The organism is uncultured Methanobrevibacter sp., from assembly GCF_934746965.1.
In the GTDB taxonomy this organism is placed as follows: domain Archaea; phylum Methanobacteriota; class Methanobacteria; order Methanobacteriales; family Methanobacteriaceae; genus Methanocatella.
This window is the reverse complement of sequence record NZ_CAKVFS010000001.1, coordinates 38,600-56,264: the sequence shown is the minus strand read 5'-3', so window position 1 is coordinate 56,264 and position 17,665 is coordinate 38,600. Positions and strand designations below refer to the sequence as shown.

Genomic DNA, 17,665 nt, shown 5'->3' with positions numbered 1-17,665 from the left:
TTTAATGGCTGATGTATTTCCATTAATTTTATGCATAATCATACTTCTAGCTAGTGTAATTTCAATTAAAACAGGGATTAGTGTAACTGTAGTGGAAATTACCATAGGAGTAATAATAGGAAATCTAGGATTTTTTCACAGCGAATCTTGGATGATATACATAGCTAGTTTTGGAGGAATACTACTGACATTTCTAGCAGGTGTAGAAATTGATGTTAACTTAATGAAAGATAATTTTAAACAAAGCTTTACAATAGGATTTTTATCATTTTTAATCCCATTTACAATAGTATTTTTAGCTACATACTACATCATAGGTTGGGACTTAAATCCATCATTATTAACAAGCACAGCACTATCTGAAACAAGTATAGCCGTAGTATATTCAGTTTTAACCCAAAGAGGATTATTTAGATACAAAATCGGAAAATTAATAATGGTTGCAACATTCATAACTGACATATGTACTGCAATAGCTTTAAGTGTATTATTTACTAAATTTGACATTTATACTGTGTTATTTTATGTAATATCAATAATAATCATTGTAATAGCTTATTATAAATCAGACTTATTCTTTGAAAATTCAATGTTTAGAAATAAAATGAGTGAATTAGAAATAAAATACATTTTTGTCTTGCTTTTAGCATTTATATTCTTTGGAAGTCTTGGAGGAGGGCAAGCTATTCTACCTGCATTTATATTAGGTGTGATTTTATCTAATCACTTTAAAAACACATCAAGAGGAGAAGTTAAATCTAGATTCAAAACTGTTGCTTTTGCTATCATAACTCCAATATTTTTCATAATCGGAGGAATGAAAGTCTCACTACCTTTAATTTACAGCTGTTTTGGAATCTTTTTAACATTATTTACCCTACGTCAAATAAGTAAATACATTGGGGTTTATTATCCAAGTAAAAAATTCTTAAAACAAAACCATACCTATGTTACAATGATGATGAGTACTGGATTAACATTTGGACTTGTAGCTGCAGTATTTGGATTAAATAATGGAATAATTAATCAAACAGAATACAGTGTAATAACTGGAATACTTGTATTAAGTGCTATTTTACCTACATTTGTAGCTGAAAAATGGTATACTCCAAAACATAAAGAATTAGGAATTGAAGAATAAAACTCTTCAATTTCTTTAATAAATCATAATAATTTTTTTTCCTTAATTTCATTTTGAAAATATAAATACTTGGAGTCAACTACTTTACGAATATTTTTAGCTGTTTTCTTACCAATACCTTCAACTTCTTGAAGTTCATCTTCAGAAGCATTTATAATATTAGCTACTGTTCCAAAATGTTCCAATAAGTTTTTAGCATTAACTGGACCTATATTTGGAAGAGATTCAATTATAAACAATTGTTGCTCCCACAAATTAACCGGTTTTTTATCAGTTCTTATTTGAATAGGTACTTTTTCACCATTTTGTTCACGAATAGCTATTCTTTTAATCATTGCTGCAGTATCTTGAGCATTCCTTGTTGGAATTATGCTAATTCCAAAATCCAAGGCGATTGAAGCTATTGAACCTCTAATTGCATTTGGATTAATCATCCCATTATATAAATCATCACCTTCCAGAATAATTAATGGACGTTTAAACTCTTCCATTAACAATCTAGCTTGTTTAAACAATCTTTTATCAACAATAGACCCAACAAAATCTTTTGCAGTTTTACGTTCAATGACTACTTCATCACTTACCTGATAATCTCCAACAGCCATTGTTTGAACTTTAACATCTATTTCCATCTCAGACAAATGTCGTATAACTTTTGAATTTCCTTCACGAGTATCAGCATAAACTACTGAAAAATCTTCCTTTTTAGGAACAGGATCTAAAACTTTCACTCTTTTTTCATTTTCCATTCTTTCAATAGCTGAAGCATTTAATTCTTCCAATACTTTAGGATCTATTAATTGATGTTTCATTCTACGTTCTTTATTAATAGAAGCCCAATAATATCCTTCATCCCTGGTTCCATTAGCAATGAGAACCTTTACACGTCCAGACCTTTTACGACCTGTTCTCCCTCTTCTTTGAATCATTCTAACTTCTGATGGAACAGGTTCATAAAGAATAACTAAATCAACTGCAGGAATATCAATACCTTCCTCAGCTACACTTGTTGACAATAATACATCATATTCCCCTATTTTAAATGCTTTTATAATTTCTTTTTGTTCTTTTTGAGTTAATCCCTTTTCACCATCTCTTGAAGCCTGACCAAAGAATTTAGCAGATTTGATTCCTTCTTTTTCAAGTTTTTGGTGAATCATTTCAAGTGAATCTCTATACTGAGTAAATACAATTATTTTTGAAGATTTTTGGTCACTATCATTAACATATCTATCAGATTGCAATTTAGTTTGACCATTTTGACCCAATTCCTTTTTAATAATATCAGTTACTTTTTTAAGCTTAGGATGTTCCAATCCATGTTTTTCAGCTTCCCTAGCAAGATAAATTGCTTTACCAAAATTGGAATCCTGAATTAAAGATCTTGCAGCTTTTGTTTTCTTTTTACGTAAACGAGAAACATATTTATTAAATGTGACAACACCCTGTGTTTCAATAAGTTCTTGAGAATGTTGTATATTAATAACAGCACTTAAAATAGAAATAGCCTGAAAACATTCTTTTTTAGGATTTACAGTTCTTGCAATTGTACTTTGAACTCTACCTCTTGCTCGTAGAATATCAGCTTTATTAACAGAAACTGTTCTAATAACTCCCATATTTTTAAGACCTTTAAGACGAATTTTAAGAGCTTTATCAACATGAGCCTTAATTTTTTCTAATTCACTACTCATCTTAACTCTAACCCAGTCAATTGCAACAGGATTAAAATAAGGTCTTACATCAGGATCATCTTCTGTTTTAACAACAATATTTTGAATATATAAATTTTCACAAACTTCTTTTATTTTTTCTTTATCTGAACCTGGAGATGCAGTTAACCCTAAAATCAAATTAAATTTGGATTCTTTAACATATCTTGAAGCTAAATATACATAAGAATAAGATCCCACACCATGATGGCATTCATCAAAAACAAGCAAAGATACATCTTTTAAAGAATATCTTCCTTTTAATAAATCAGATTCAATAGTTTGTGGAGTTGCACATATTATTTGAGACTCTTCCCATCGTTTAACTCTTTCATCAACTTTAACAGCACCAGTAATTGAAGAGCATGGAACTGTTAAAAATTCTTTAAAAGTAGATTCATGTTGTATGGCTAAAGGTTTACTTGGAGCTACTATCAATATTTTAGAATTTTTAACTTTTTCCAACCTATCTGATGCAACTAAGGTAGCTACAATAGTTTTTCCTAACGCTGTAGGAGCTACAACCATAGTATTTCCTTTTTTTAAAACATCAGCAGCGAGAACCTGTTGATATAATCTAGCTTCAATAGATTTAGGTTTTAACAATGAATGCTCAATATAATGTACCATGATACAACATAGTAATTAAATATTTATAAATGTTTAATAAGAGCACATGAAAATAAATATGATTTAGTTTTTTAAAAAAAAGATAGGGATTATATTAAATCCCTATATTTAAGAAATTTTTATAGTGTTTCCAACTTGGAAGTCATTCCAGATTGAAGTAATAACATATTTTCCTGCAATTAAATTAATATTTAAACTTGCAATACCATTTGCATCAGATACTCTATTATAAAATACTCCATTTACGTTGAATGTTACATTTTGATTAGGTAAAGGTTTACCTTGACCATCAACTGTTTTTGCAGTGAATTTACTGCCGTCTTGGAACTTCATGGAAAGATCTTTGGTTTCAAGAGTTGGTAAAACATTAACTTTATTACCCATCTCCAATCCATCATACATGGTGGTAATAGTGTATGTTCCAGGTCTTAGGTTAATATTTAAGCTTACCACTCCCTTATCATTGGTTGTACGTTTGTAGAATACACCGTTGATGTTGAATGTAACTTCTTTGTTAACTGCAAGGCTTCCATCTTTGTTGTAAATGGTTGCTTCAAATTTAGAAGCATTCTGGAAATACTTAGTCAAATCACCAGCTTCAATTAAACTTTTCACAGTAATATTGAAACCTTGTTCTTCACCATTAACTGGGTTAATTGCAGTTAAAATGTATTTTCCAGGTCTTAAATTAATTGCTAATTTAGCAGTACCATTTTCATCAGTAGTATGTGTATAGAATACACCATTTATGTTAAATGTAACATTAGTGTTAGCCAATAAGTTTCCATTTTTATCGAAGAATTTAGCAAAGAATTGAGTTCCATTCTGATACATTTTAATAATATCTGCTGATTCAATAGTTGATTTAATAGTTACAGTAATGTTTTTAGCTACTTTATTATATTTATCAGTGCCATTAAATAAAATAGAAGCATCATATGTTCCTGATTTTAAATTTAAAGCCATATAAGCAGTACCATTTTTATCAGTGCTTCTAGTGTATGTTACTCCATTAATTACAAAGTAAATAGTAGCATTAGCTACTGGATTTCCTTTATAATCAGTTAAAACAGCCTTTAATTTAGTACCATCATGATAAAACATGATAATATCAGAAACATTTAAATTAACATTATTATTGTTACTCACATTTACAGTTCCTGTTTTAGCAATTCTATCGTATTTATCATCCCCAATATAAGTTACAGTGAAATTATGAGTTCCTACAGACAGAGACATGATAATAACACTAGCAACTCCGTTTTTTATAGTTGCTGTATAATTAATACTATCTATTTCCACATTTACTTTTCCTGTTGCATCTTTAGGAACACTAATACTAATAGTTACATTTTCACCAGATTTAATCTCTTTAGGAACATTAATATCCATGTCATAATCAGTTATTTTTGATACAGAAATATTAGTTGTGTTTTGAACACTATTATACTTATTATTCCCCTCATATTTAGCAATTATAAGATAATTATTTGCTTTAAGACCAGAAATATTTTGAGTAGCTTTTCCTTCTTTAATATTCAAGATATATTCTTTACCATCAACAGTAACAACTACACTACCAGTAGCATCAGAAGGCACATTAACAGTTACAATTAGTTCCTCACCAACTTTAATATCTCCAACTACAATATTAATAATTGAATTCAATTTATTAACTTTAAAACTACCTGAATAATTTGCAGCATTATAATTACCATCTCCTGCCCAACTAGCAGTGAAATCATAAGACCCTGCAGCTAATTTATCAGCAACAAAAGTACCTCTACCCCCTGTAACTTTAACAGTATAATTTTTACCATTAACATTTATAATAACATCACCATTTAATTTAGTGTCATTAACCCCAGTTAAATTAGATTCAATAACAAATACCTCATCACAACCAACATCACCAATAGACACCTCGAGAATAGCATCTGCTTTAGCTACATTTACAGTCTTATTAACATCAGTAGAATCATATTTAGAATCACCAGCATATCTAGCAACAATACTATGTGAACCAGCAGTTAAACCATGAATAGACTTAGTAGCTTTACCATTAACAATTTTCAAAGTATATTTTTTACCATCAACAGTAACAACTACACTACCAGTAGCATCAGAAGGCACATTAATTACAATAGATAATTCCTGACCAAATACTATATTTTCAATAGAAACATTCATTTCAGGGTTAATTTTAGATACTTTAAATCCAACAATATTAGTTACTCCATTATAATTGTTATCTCCACCATATTTAACAGTTACATTATAATTACCTACTCCAAGTCCTGATATTTTTTTAACGGCTTTTCCATCTACAATAGCTACAGTGTAATTTTCATTATTTACTGTGATAATTACATAACCAGTAGCATTAGTAGGCAAAATTACATTTACAACAGCATCTTCCCCAACAATAATATCATCAACATCAACAGAAATAGAAGAATCTACTTTATTAACAAAAAAACGACCTGAACAATTAGCTGAATTATAGTTATCATTTCCAACCCAGCTAGCAGTGAATTCATAAGAACCTGCAGCTAATTTATCTCCTGTTAAAGTCCCAATACCATTAACAACATTAACAGTGTAATTTTTACCAGCAATATTAATAACAACATTACCAGTCAAAGGAGTATTATTAACACCAGTCAAAACAGCATTGATAACAAAGATATTACCATAATTAACATCTTCAATGAATATCTGAGGATTTGGATTAGCTTTAAAAACAGTTATCGTTTTAGTAAAGTCTTTTTTATTATATTTAGAATCTCCATTGAAATGCACTACAATATCCTGAGTACCTGCATCCAAACCTTCAATATTTTGAATTACTTTTCCATCATTAGGAAATACCCCATAATAAATACTTCCAACTGAAATATACACAGAACCATAAACATCTTTAGGTAAAGTGACAATGACAATTGCATCCTCACCAAAAATAATATCATCAACAGTTACATCCATAGTAGGATCAACTTTAGACACACTAAATTTAGCAAATGCATTTGATCCACCATAATTATCATCACCATCATATTTTGCAAATACAGTGTAATTTCCTTCTTTAAGACCAAATATATTTCCAATAGATTTACCTTCTTTAATACTTACAATATACTGCTTATTATTGACAGTAATAGTTATATTTCCAGTAGCACGAATAGGTAAAGTAACTTCAATAATTCCATCATCTCCTACATGAATATCTGAAACATTTAAAATTAAATCATAATCATAAATCTTAGGAATAACTATAGTACCATTTTGAGTTTCATTATCTACTGTAGCAGATATTGCATAATTTCCAGAGGAATTAAAATCATAAGTTTTACTAAAACTACCATTAACAATTTCACCGTTAAAAACATTAGATCCACATTTTAATATGATAGTTCTTAAAGGAATATTTGCTTTTTCAGAAGTGCCATTCCAATACATATTAACCAATACATCATAAGAATAAAAATCACGGTTATTAACTGTTAAATTTAGAATAGCATATTTTTCTGGTTTATCCATATTCCCTACTAATATAGTCCAATTTGGAGAGTTAGTACCCCACCAATTATTTTCAATTATTGAAACACCCGCAGAATTATAAATAACCTCACCAGATTTAGATGCAGAATTATTTATAAAAGCACAATTAGATATGCTTGACTGATTAATATTAATACTAACACCACCAAAAGATGCAGAATTATTTATAAAAGTAGAATGGATAATTTCCAATATACCCTCATTATCAACAAATCCTCCAGATACAGCAGTATTATTCACAGCTAGACAATCAGCAATATTTAAAAAACATTTAATAGAATTATAAATAGCTCCAGCTTGTGTTCCCTGATTGTTCATAAAATAAGAATCAATAATAACCATAGTACCATTATTACAAATAGCACCACCATTAACTGCACTATTATTTAGAAAAGAAGAATTTTTTAAAGTTAAATTATTTTCATTATAAATAGCTCCACCAAATTCATGTGCAGTATTATTTACAAAGAGACAATCAAATGCACTTAAATTACCCTTGTTCATAATAACTCCTGCAGTAGTACTTACCTCATTATTTTCAAAATAAGAAGAATGAATATTTAAAATATGGTCATTATAAATAACTCCAACATAATTAGCTGAATTACCTATAAAAGAACAATTAACTATTTTTGCCAAATTCATAGTATAAATACTACTTACAGCCAATGCAGAATTATTCACAAAAGAACAATTATCTGCATTAAAATTACCATTTGAATAAATAGCTCCACCATACTCGGATACAGAATTATTATTAAATAAAGAATTATTTATTACTGCAGTACCAATATTATAAATTGCTCCAGCATCAGAAGTTGCAAAATTACTTATAAAAGAACAAGAAGACACATCTAAGTTAAATCCATTAGCAATTGCTCCCCCATCAGAATCTGCATCATTACTTATAAATGAAGAGTTGAAAATAATAGCATTACCAAAATTAATGATAGCTCCACCATACTCAGTTGAAGAACTGTTTACAAATGAAGATCCACTTATACTTACATTTCCATTTGTATTTGCAATAGCTCCACCATAATGAGCACGATTACCATCGAAATAAGAATTGTATACATTTAAAATATACTCATTATAAATAACTCCACCATACTCAGATGCAGAATTATTCATAAAAGAACAATCAAATACATTTAAAGACCCCTGTGCTTTATTATAAATAGCTCCACCATATACTGCAGAATTATTCACAAAAAAACAATTAATCACATTTAAAGAACCAGAATTAACAATTGCATCATTTGCATTTACAATATTCAGATTTTTTATTGTTATATTATTTCCCACAACATTGAATATTTTTACATTAAACTTTGAGTTAGCATCAATAATATGATTATTCCCGTTAATAACTATATTAGATCCACTAACAGTTATACCTTCAAAATCAGCTGTTCCTGTAAACTTATAGTCAGAGTTTAAGTTTAATTCAGAATTAGACTGAGTATTTTGAATTTCTTTAGTCAAATCATTGAAAGATTTAATATTATTATTTTCATTAGAATTAGATAATTCATCTATTGCATTTTCATCATTCATTTGAAAATTAGTAAAATTATCAACATTTTCTGCTGAAACCGTTGACAAACAAATCAAACTAACAAACAATAAAAAAACAACAGCATTTATTTTTTTAAATATCATGATACCTATTCACCACCAAATACCATTAATTTCTAAAAATATAGTATAAAATAGTATATAAAAATAACCTATTAATATTATCGTTTTGATAAAATTAAATAATTATATTAAAAAAGTACAGTTAAAAAAAGAAAGAATATGAGATTAAATTAAAATCTCATCATTGAAGAATTTAAACTATTTTTATAGTGTTTCCAACTTGGAAGTCATTCCAGATTGAAGTAATGACATATTCACCAGACATTAAATTAATAGTTAAACTAGCTATACCTTCATCATTAGTAACTTTATAATAAAATAAACCATTTACATTGAAAGTTACATTCTGATTAGATAATGGCATACCTTGACCATCTACGATTTTTGCATTGAAGCTACTACCATCCTTGAAAGTCATTTCTAAGTCTTCAGTTATTAATGTTGGTAAAACAGTGATATTATTACCTACTTCTAAATCATCAACTATAGTTGTAATAATATGATTTCCAGGTCTTAAATTAATAGCTAATCTAGCAATACCATTTTCATCAGTAGTACGTGTGTAGAACACACCATTAATATTGAAAGTTACATCTTTACCGATTGCTAAGCTTCCATCTTTATTGTAGATTGTTGCTTCAAATTTAGAAGCATTTTGGAAGTATTTAGTTAAATCAGCAGTTTCAATTAAACTTTTTACAGTTATATTGAATCCTCTTTCTTCACCAGATACATTATTATAAGCAGTTAATATATATTCACCAGGTCTTAAATTAATAGCTAATCTAGCAGTACCATTTTCATCAGTAGTACGTGTGTAGAACACACCATTAATATTGAATCTAACAAGAGTGTTAGCTAATATATTGCCATAGTTGTCATAAAATGTAGCGAAGAACTGAGTTCCGTTTTGATACATTTTAACAATATTTTGACCATCAATAGTGGAATTAATAGTTACAGTAATATTTTTAGATGCATTACCATAAATTTCAGATCCATTATATGATATTGTAGCTTGATATATTCCTGAAATTAAATTAAGGGCAATTGACGCATTACCATTTTCATCTGTGATTCTACTATAAGTTTGACCATTAATAGTGAAATATAAAGTAGCATTAGCTATTGGATTACCTAAATAATCAGTTAAAATAGCTATTAAACGTGTTCCGTCGTGATAGAACATTACTATATCTTCAACATTTAAGTTTACATCAGTATTTTGAATTACAGTTATGTTTTCTTTTTTGGTCATTGAATTATATTTTTCATCACCAGAATAAGTCACAGTAACATCATATTGTCCAACATCTAATGCAGAAATAGTAACATTAGCACCACCATTGTTTATAACTCCAACATATTTTGTACCATTGATTTCTACAGTTACAGTTCCTGTTGCATCATTAGGAACATCTATTGTAATAGTTGTATCTGATCCTGATTTAACTTCTGGAATAGTGATATTCATATCATAATCAGATACTTTTGAGACAACTATAGTTGAATTAACTTCATTTTGTGAATATTTATCATCAGAAAATATAGCAGATACACTATGATCACCTAACTCTAAATTAGATACAATAATTTTAGCAATTCCATTATCAACAACAGCACTATAATAAATACCATCAACAACAATAGTTACCTTACCAGCAGCATCTTTAGGTACATTAACAATAATAATTACGTCATCTCCAACTTTAACATCTTCAAGAATATCAATACTCATATCATAATCAGATATTTTTGATACAGATACAGTAGTTGCATTTTGAGTAGCATTATAATTATTATCTCCATCATATCTAACATTTACAACATAATCATTAGCTTTAAGATTAGAAACAACTTTAATAGCTTTACCATTTACAATAGTTGCAACATAATCCACATCATCAACAGTAATAATTACATCACCAGTTGCATCAACAGGAACAGTTACAGCAATAGTTAAATTTTCCCCTACTTTGATATTATCAACTGAAATATCAATAGTTGAATTTAATTTATTAACTTTAAAGTTACTTGAATCAATAACCGGATCATAATTGTTGTTTCCATTAAATTTAGCTGTGAAATCATAGGATCCAGCAGGTAAATTAATTCCTTCTAATGTACCTTTACCATCTACAACTTTAACCGTGTAATCTTTACCATTAACAGTTACAATAACATCACCAGTTAATTTAGCATTGTTAACGCCATTTAAAGTTGCTTCAATAGTAAATACATTATTATAATCCACATCATCAATAACAACATCAAGAACTGGATTTGCTTTAGCTACACTTACTGTTTTAGTAATTTCTACAGGAGAGTATTTGTCATCACCAATATATTTAACAACAATATTGTGATCTCCAGCATCCAAACCAGAAATAGCTTGTGTTGCTTTACCATTAATAATTGTCACAGTATAATCTTTACCATTAACAGTTATGACAACATCACCAGTAGCATCAGAAGATAAAACTACATTAACAGTTAAATCATTACCAAATACAATATTATCAGCAATTACATCTATAACTGGATTTACTTTAGACACTACAAATTTAGCAGCACTAGAAGCACCATTATAATTATTATCCCCATCATATTTAACAGTCACATCATAACTGCCAGCTTTAAGATTAGAAATTATTTTAGTAGCTTTACCATCAACAATACTTGCAATATAATCTTCACCATTTACAGAGATAACCACATTGCCTGTTGCATCAACAGGGACATTAACATTAATAGTTACATCTTCACCAACATTAATGTCATCAACTAAAACATCAATTGTAGAAGCTATCTTATTAACATTGAAATTGCCAGAATCTTGTGCAAAATTATAATTATCATTTCCAGCCCAATTAGCAGCGAAATCATAAGAACCAGTAGCTAATTTATCAGCGACTAAAATACCTTTACCATCAACAACATTAACAGTGTATTGTTTACCATTTACAGTTACAATTACATTTCCAGTTAAAGGAGCATTATTAACACCAGTTAAAACAGCGTTAATAACAAAGACATTATCATAATCAACATTATTGATTATTATATTTAAAGACGGATTTGCTTTAACTATGCCGAAATCCATAGTAACTTCATTAGTTAAATATTTATCATTTCCACCATAATTAACAGAGAGGACATGAGAACCAACACTTAATTCAGGTAATCCAAAAGTTGCAATACCATTAACAACATTTACAGTGTATTTTTCACCATCTATATAAACATCTATTATACCATTAATATCAGAAGGTAAATTAATGGATACAATACCAATTTCACCAAATACAAGTTCACCCCAAATATTGACATTAAAATCTGCAGTTAATTTATTAACATCAAATTGTGCAGTGGTTGTATTTGCCAAGTAGTTTTTATCTCCAGAGTAACTTACAGTAAATTCATAATGCCCTGCAGTTAAATCAGGATAATAGAACATTGCTTTTCCATCATAAATAGGCAATATATAATCTTCACCATTCATCATAATAGTTAAAAGTCCAGTTGCATCTTTAGGAACATTAATTGTGATTATTTGAAGATCACCAACATTAATATCACTTACATCAACATCTAAATTAATTGGACCTTGAACTACATTTAATATAGCTGTTTTAATAACAACTTCTGAAGCAACATTATAATTAGCATTTACAAGTTTTTCACCAATACTACTTACCTCACAATATGCAATGTAAGTACCATTTACTAAACTAGTTGCAAGAATATTTTTACCTTCAATTTCAAAGAATAATTTTTCACCAGATACTAAAACACCATCAACATAAATAACTGCAGTTAAAGGAATTTCTTTACCATATGCTACATCAACTGTTTTATTACCTAATATTATAACTTCTATTTTTGAAGATAAATTACCTGTGTTATAAATTGGAGTTTTATCTTCACTTAAACCAAGATATTCATTATTTTCTATAGTTAAACTACCTTTTACATCATTAAAGATAATATCTCCATGATTTGTAGCTTTATTATTATTAAAACTTGAATTAGTAACATTTAAACCTACATTATTATAAATAGCTCCACCTAGAATTGCACTATTATTTGTAAATGAAGCATTGTTTATTGTTACAATTAAATCATTACGTACTGGACTAAATCCAAGAGCTCCACCTTCAGCAGTTGCAGTGTTATTTTCAAATATAGAATCTTCAATAGTTACAGATCCTTTATTAAACCAAGCTGCACCACCATATTGAGCTTTATTATTAGTGAAATTAGAACCAGTTATAGTTCCTGTGATTGATTCTTTAAATTTAGATACTTGAGATACTACAAGAGCTCCACCATTATTGTTATTAGGAGTCATATTACCTTTACCAAGAGCAGTATTATTATCAAATACACAATCAGCTATATTATAATTAGATCCCCAAACATAAACAGCACCACCATATAATGCAGTGTTATCTTTAAATACAGAGTTAGATAATGTTAAAGTACTTGTGTTTTTACGTAGTTCAGCACCAGTAGCAGAGAGAGCTCCACCCCAACGACCAAAGTTGTTGATAAAGGTAGAACCACTAATAGTAGCATTACCAATAGAAGTTACAGCACCTACTAAATTATCTCCATTATTATAATTTTTAATATTATTAGTGAAATTAGAACCAGATACAACTAAAGTACCATCATACCAGTTATAAATAGCTGCACCACCATGATCAACACTATCAGACTTACGATCAATAATATCATTAGCATCAAACACACTATTTCTAACTATTAAATCACCATTATTAAATACAGCACCACCAAATTTACCAGCAGTATTGCTATTTAAATTAGCATTAGAAATAGTTAACTTACCCTCATTATAAACAGCTCCACCTATATCAGCTTTACCATTTACTAAATTAATATTAGTTAAAGTAACTGTGTATTCTGCACCAACAGAGAAAATCCTACCTAAATTCCTAGCATCAACAGTATGTCCCCTACCATTAATTATTAAATTTTTATTAATAACTACACCATTAACAAAATTAACAGCTTCATCATCAGACATAGCAATGTCAGAATCAAGAATTAAAATTCCATCAACCCAATTCACAGCATTTTGTAAACCAGTGAAATCTTTAATATTCATATTAATATCTTTTTGATTTAATATTGTACCTTTAACATTGTCTATGAATGTAGAATTATCTACAGTTAAATATTTAGTGTTTGTTATAGCTCCAGCATATTTAGCAAAGTTATTTTTAAATATACTATCTTCTACACTAGCAATTACATTATGATATGCTGAACCAAATCCAATAGCACCACCATCTTCAACAGCAGTGTTGTTTTCAAATAAGGAAGTAGAAATTGTAATTTCGCCTTCATTAATCCATAAAGCACCACCATAGTGAGCATTATTATTAGTGAAATTAGATTTTTCAATAGTACCAACAATAGTCTTACCAGAATCTGTTACTACAATAGCTCCACCATTATTGTTATTAGGAGTCATGTCACCTTTACCAAGAGCAGTATTATTATCAAATACAGAGTTAGAGATAATATAATTGTTTCCTACAATATCAATAGCTCCACCATATAAAGCAACATTGTCTTTAAATATTGAATCAACAACATTTAATGTTCCAACATCATCACCAGATAATAAATAACCTGCAGTAGAAATAGCTCCACCCCAACGGCCAGAGTTATTAACAAATGTAGAACCAGTAATTGTAATACCACCCATAGTAGCTATAGCACCAACTAACCTATCACCATTATTATAATTTTTAATATTATTAGTGAAATTAGAACCAGATACAACTAAAGTACCATCATACCAATTGTAAATAGCTGCACCACCATGATCAACACTATCAGACTTACGATCAATAATATCATTAGCATCAAACACACTATCTTTAACTATTAAATCACCATTATTAAATACAGCACCACCAAACTTATCAGCAGTATTGCTATTTAAATTAGCATTAGAAATAGTTAACTTACCATCATTATAAACAGCTCCACCTTTATCAGCTTTACCATTAATTAATGTAATATTAGTTAGAGTAACTGTGTATCCTGCACCAACAGAGAAAATCCTACCTAAATTCCTAGCATCAACAGTATGACCTCTACCATCAATGACTAAATTTTTATTAACAACAACACCATTAACAAAATTAACAGCTTCATCATCAGACATAGCAATATTAGAGTTAAGAGTTAAAGTACTTGAAACAAGATTTACAGCATTTTGTAAATCAGTAAAAGTTTTAATACCTAAATCAAGATTTCCTCCCCATTTAACATGATTAAATATAGCATCAGGATTATTATCTGAAAATTCAGAATTTTTAATAGTTAAATCCAACATGTTGCATATTGCACCACCATATTTTGCGGAGTTATTTATAAATTTAGAATTACTAATAGTAACTTTAGCATCAGATATTGCAGAATCAACAACAATAGCTCCACCTTCAACATCTGCACTATTATTTACAAATTCAGAAGTGGAAATTGTAATTTTACCAGCACATATATCAAGAGCTCCACCATATTGTGCTTTATTATTAGTAAATTTAGTACCAGTTATTTTTCCAGTAATAGATTTTTTAGTATCAGATACTACAATAGCTGCTCCATTATTGTTATTAGGAGTCATATCACCTTTACCAAAAGCAGAATTACCATCAAATACAGAGTTTTTTATTTCAAAGTTAGATCCAGATATAAATATACCTGCACCATATAATCCTTTGTTTTCACTAAATGTTGCATCACTAATAGTTAATTTATTAACTTTAGTACCTGATAATGCATTACCTGAAGAGCATATAGCTCCACCCCAACGACCAGAGTTATTAATGAAATAAGAATTTTTTTGAATAGTTGCAGTACCAAGAGATGTTACAGCACCAAGAACACGATCACCATTTTTATAGTTTTTAAGATTATTAGATATAGTACTGTTAGTAATTTTTAAAGTAGCACCATACCAATTATATATAGCTGCACCACCATAATCTTCAGCACTGGAAGCAGTACGTTTAATTATATCATTTCCATCAATAATACATTTTTGAATTTCAAGATTAGCATTATTGAATATTGCACCACCCATTGTATCAGCAGTGTTATTTTTAAAAGTAGAGTTATAAGCATATACTTTACCATTATTATATATTGCACCACCAATATCTGCTTTACCATTAATTAAATTACCATTATAAATATTTAAGTTACCTGTTGAAGTAACATTGAATATTCTGCCTAAATTATTAGCATTAATAGTAAAACCATTAGCTCTAATATTAACCATATGATCAACAACAATACCATTTACAAATTTAGCTGCTTCACTATCTAACATAGTTACATTAGAAGTCAAAGTAACATAACCTTCAACTATACTTACAGCTCTTTGTAAATCAGAAAATGTTTTAATCTCATCTAAATTTAAAGTAGCACTATAATAATTATAAAGAGTATTGTTAGTAAATGTAGAATCATTGTCAATAGTTAATGTATATCCATTATAAATAGCACTTCCATCTTTTTTTGCAGAGTTATCAATAAATGTGGAATTTTTAATATTTAAGTTAAATGTACCTAATTGACCACCTTCATATATAGCTCCACCATATTTACTTGCAGTGTTGTTTATAAAAGTACAACTATCAACAATAGCACTAGAATTAGTCCTTCTATCATCACCACATCTATAAGCAGCACCATTTTCTGCAGTATTATTTATGAAATCACACTTGGATATAGTACCTTCACAACCATACCATGTGAGAAGTGCACCAACATTTGGATTTCCACTTCCATAACCTACACCTTTATTGTTTAAAAATTTAGTTCCAGATATTTTAAAAATAGATGTGTAAATATTTACAGCAGATCCCTGGAATGCTCTATTTCCATCAAATGTTGAGTCTTCAATAATAACAGTGTTTCTGTCAAAAAGATAACCTAAAGAAGTTACTGCCCCACCATAACATCCACTATTATTTCCAAAATAAGATTTTGAAATTTTAGTATAACCTGTTACAGTTACTACACCATCTATAAGATCACCAACATTGTTATTACGAATAACCATGTTTTTAAGGTTATTAATTATTTGTGAATTAGAAAGAAGTAACATAGCTCCCTTATCTGCATAAATAGCTGCACCACCTGCATCAATATTTGCACTACGGTACTCCACATCATTTCCATCAAAAACAGAATTATCTACAATACAAGTTCCAGTAGTATAAATTGCACCACCAAATTTATAGACAGTATTATTTTTGAAATTCACATTATTTACCATTAATGAAGAACCACTAAAGAATATAGCTCCTCCGTCACTTACAATCCCTGCATCATTAGAAACAGGATTTGCATTAATTAAAGTCAAATCATTTAATGTTAATACAACAGAAGAATCTTTTACTATAAATATTCCCCCATAATTATTAGCATCAATTGTATGACCATTTCCATTTATAGTCATGCTTTTGGTAATTGTTATACCATAAACATCACTTTCATCATCTCCATGTTTAACATCATAATCAAGGTTAAAAACGCCTTGAGAATTATCAATATCCGTTTGAAGAGATGAAAAATCTTTTTGAACATCATCTGATGCATAATAAGTATTATTAGTACTGTCAGATATATTTTCTGCAGAAACAGCAGATACACTTAAAAGCACTAATAAAAGAATTAAGACACCAAACGTTCTTTTTAGACTCATAATATATTCCCCATATTTAATTTAGAAAATTTAATTATACAAATTTAACAGAATTGTTAAACATTAAATATAATTCAATCACAACCTATATATAGTTACTCATTTAGTTTTGAATAATATATTCAGTGACTTTAAAAAATATTTAGTTAATACATATTTAACACATTGTTAAATATTAAATATATTTTAATCACAACCTATATATAGTTACTCATTTAGTTTTGA

4 protein-coding genes are annotated in these 17,665 nt (G+C 28.8%); 1 reads left to right on the top strand and 3 read right to left on the bottom strand.

The window, feature by feature from the left end:
- Positions 1-4 precede the first annotated feature (4 nt).
- On the top strand, positions 5-1,141 hold the full coding sequence (locus Q0984_RS00215) for a cation:proton antiporter (protein ID WP_299521806.1): 1,137 nt from the start codon (positions 5-7) through the stop codon (positions 1,139-1,141).
- A 23-nt stretch (positions 1,142-1,164) separates the two neighbouring features.
- Here Q0984_RS00215 and Q0984_RS00210 read toward each other — a convergent pair whose 3' ends face one another.
- The 3 genes from Q0984_RS00210 to Q0984_RS00200 all read right to left on the bottom strand — a co-directional run bounded on the left by Q0984_RS00210 (position 1,165) and on the right by Q0984_RS00200 (position 17,440).
- Positions 1,165-3,483 (bottom strand): DEAD/DEAH box helicase, encoded by a 2,319-nt coding sequence (locus Q0984_RS00210; RefSeq protein ID WP_299521803.1) that lies wholly within the window; start codon positions 3,481-3,483, stop codon positions 1,165-1,167.
- 108 nt (positions 3,484-3,591) lie between these two features.
- Positions 3,592-8,709, bottom strand: a complete 5,118-nt coding sequence (locus tag Q0984_RS00205) for an Ig-like domain repeat protein (RefSeq protein WP_299521800.1) — start codon at positions 8,707-8,709, stop codon at positions 3,592-3,594.
- A 172-nt stretch (positions 8,710-8,881) separates the two neighbouring features.
- Complete coding sequence (locus tag Q0984_RS00200; protein WP_299521797.1) at positions 8,882-17,440, bottom strand: S-layer family protein; 8,559 nt, start codon at positions 17,438-17,440, stop codon at positions 8,882-8,884.
- Between the last annotated feature and the right edge of the window lie 225 nt (positions 17,441-17,665).

Excerpts from the sequence above, each read along its gene's own strand:
- Q0984_RS00210 (WP_299521803.1), bottom strand. The coding sequence starts at position 3,483 with ATGGTACATTATATTGAGCATTCATTGTTAAAACCTAAATCTATTGAA.
- Q0984_RS00215 (WP_299521806.1), top strand. The coding sequence starts at position 5 with ATGGCTGATGTATTTCCATTAATTTTATGCATAATCATACTTCTAGCT.
- Q0984_RS00205 (WP_299521800.1), bottom strand. The coding sequence starts at position 8,709 with ATGATATTTAAAAAAATAAATGCTGTTGTTTTTTTATTGTTTGTTAGT.
- Q0984_RS00200 (WP_299521797.1), bottom strand. The coding sequence starts at position 17,440 with ATGAGTCTAAAAAGAACGTTTGGTGTCTTAATTCTTTTATTAGTGCTT.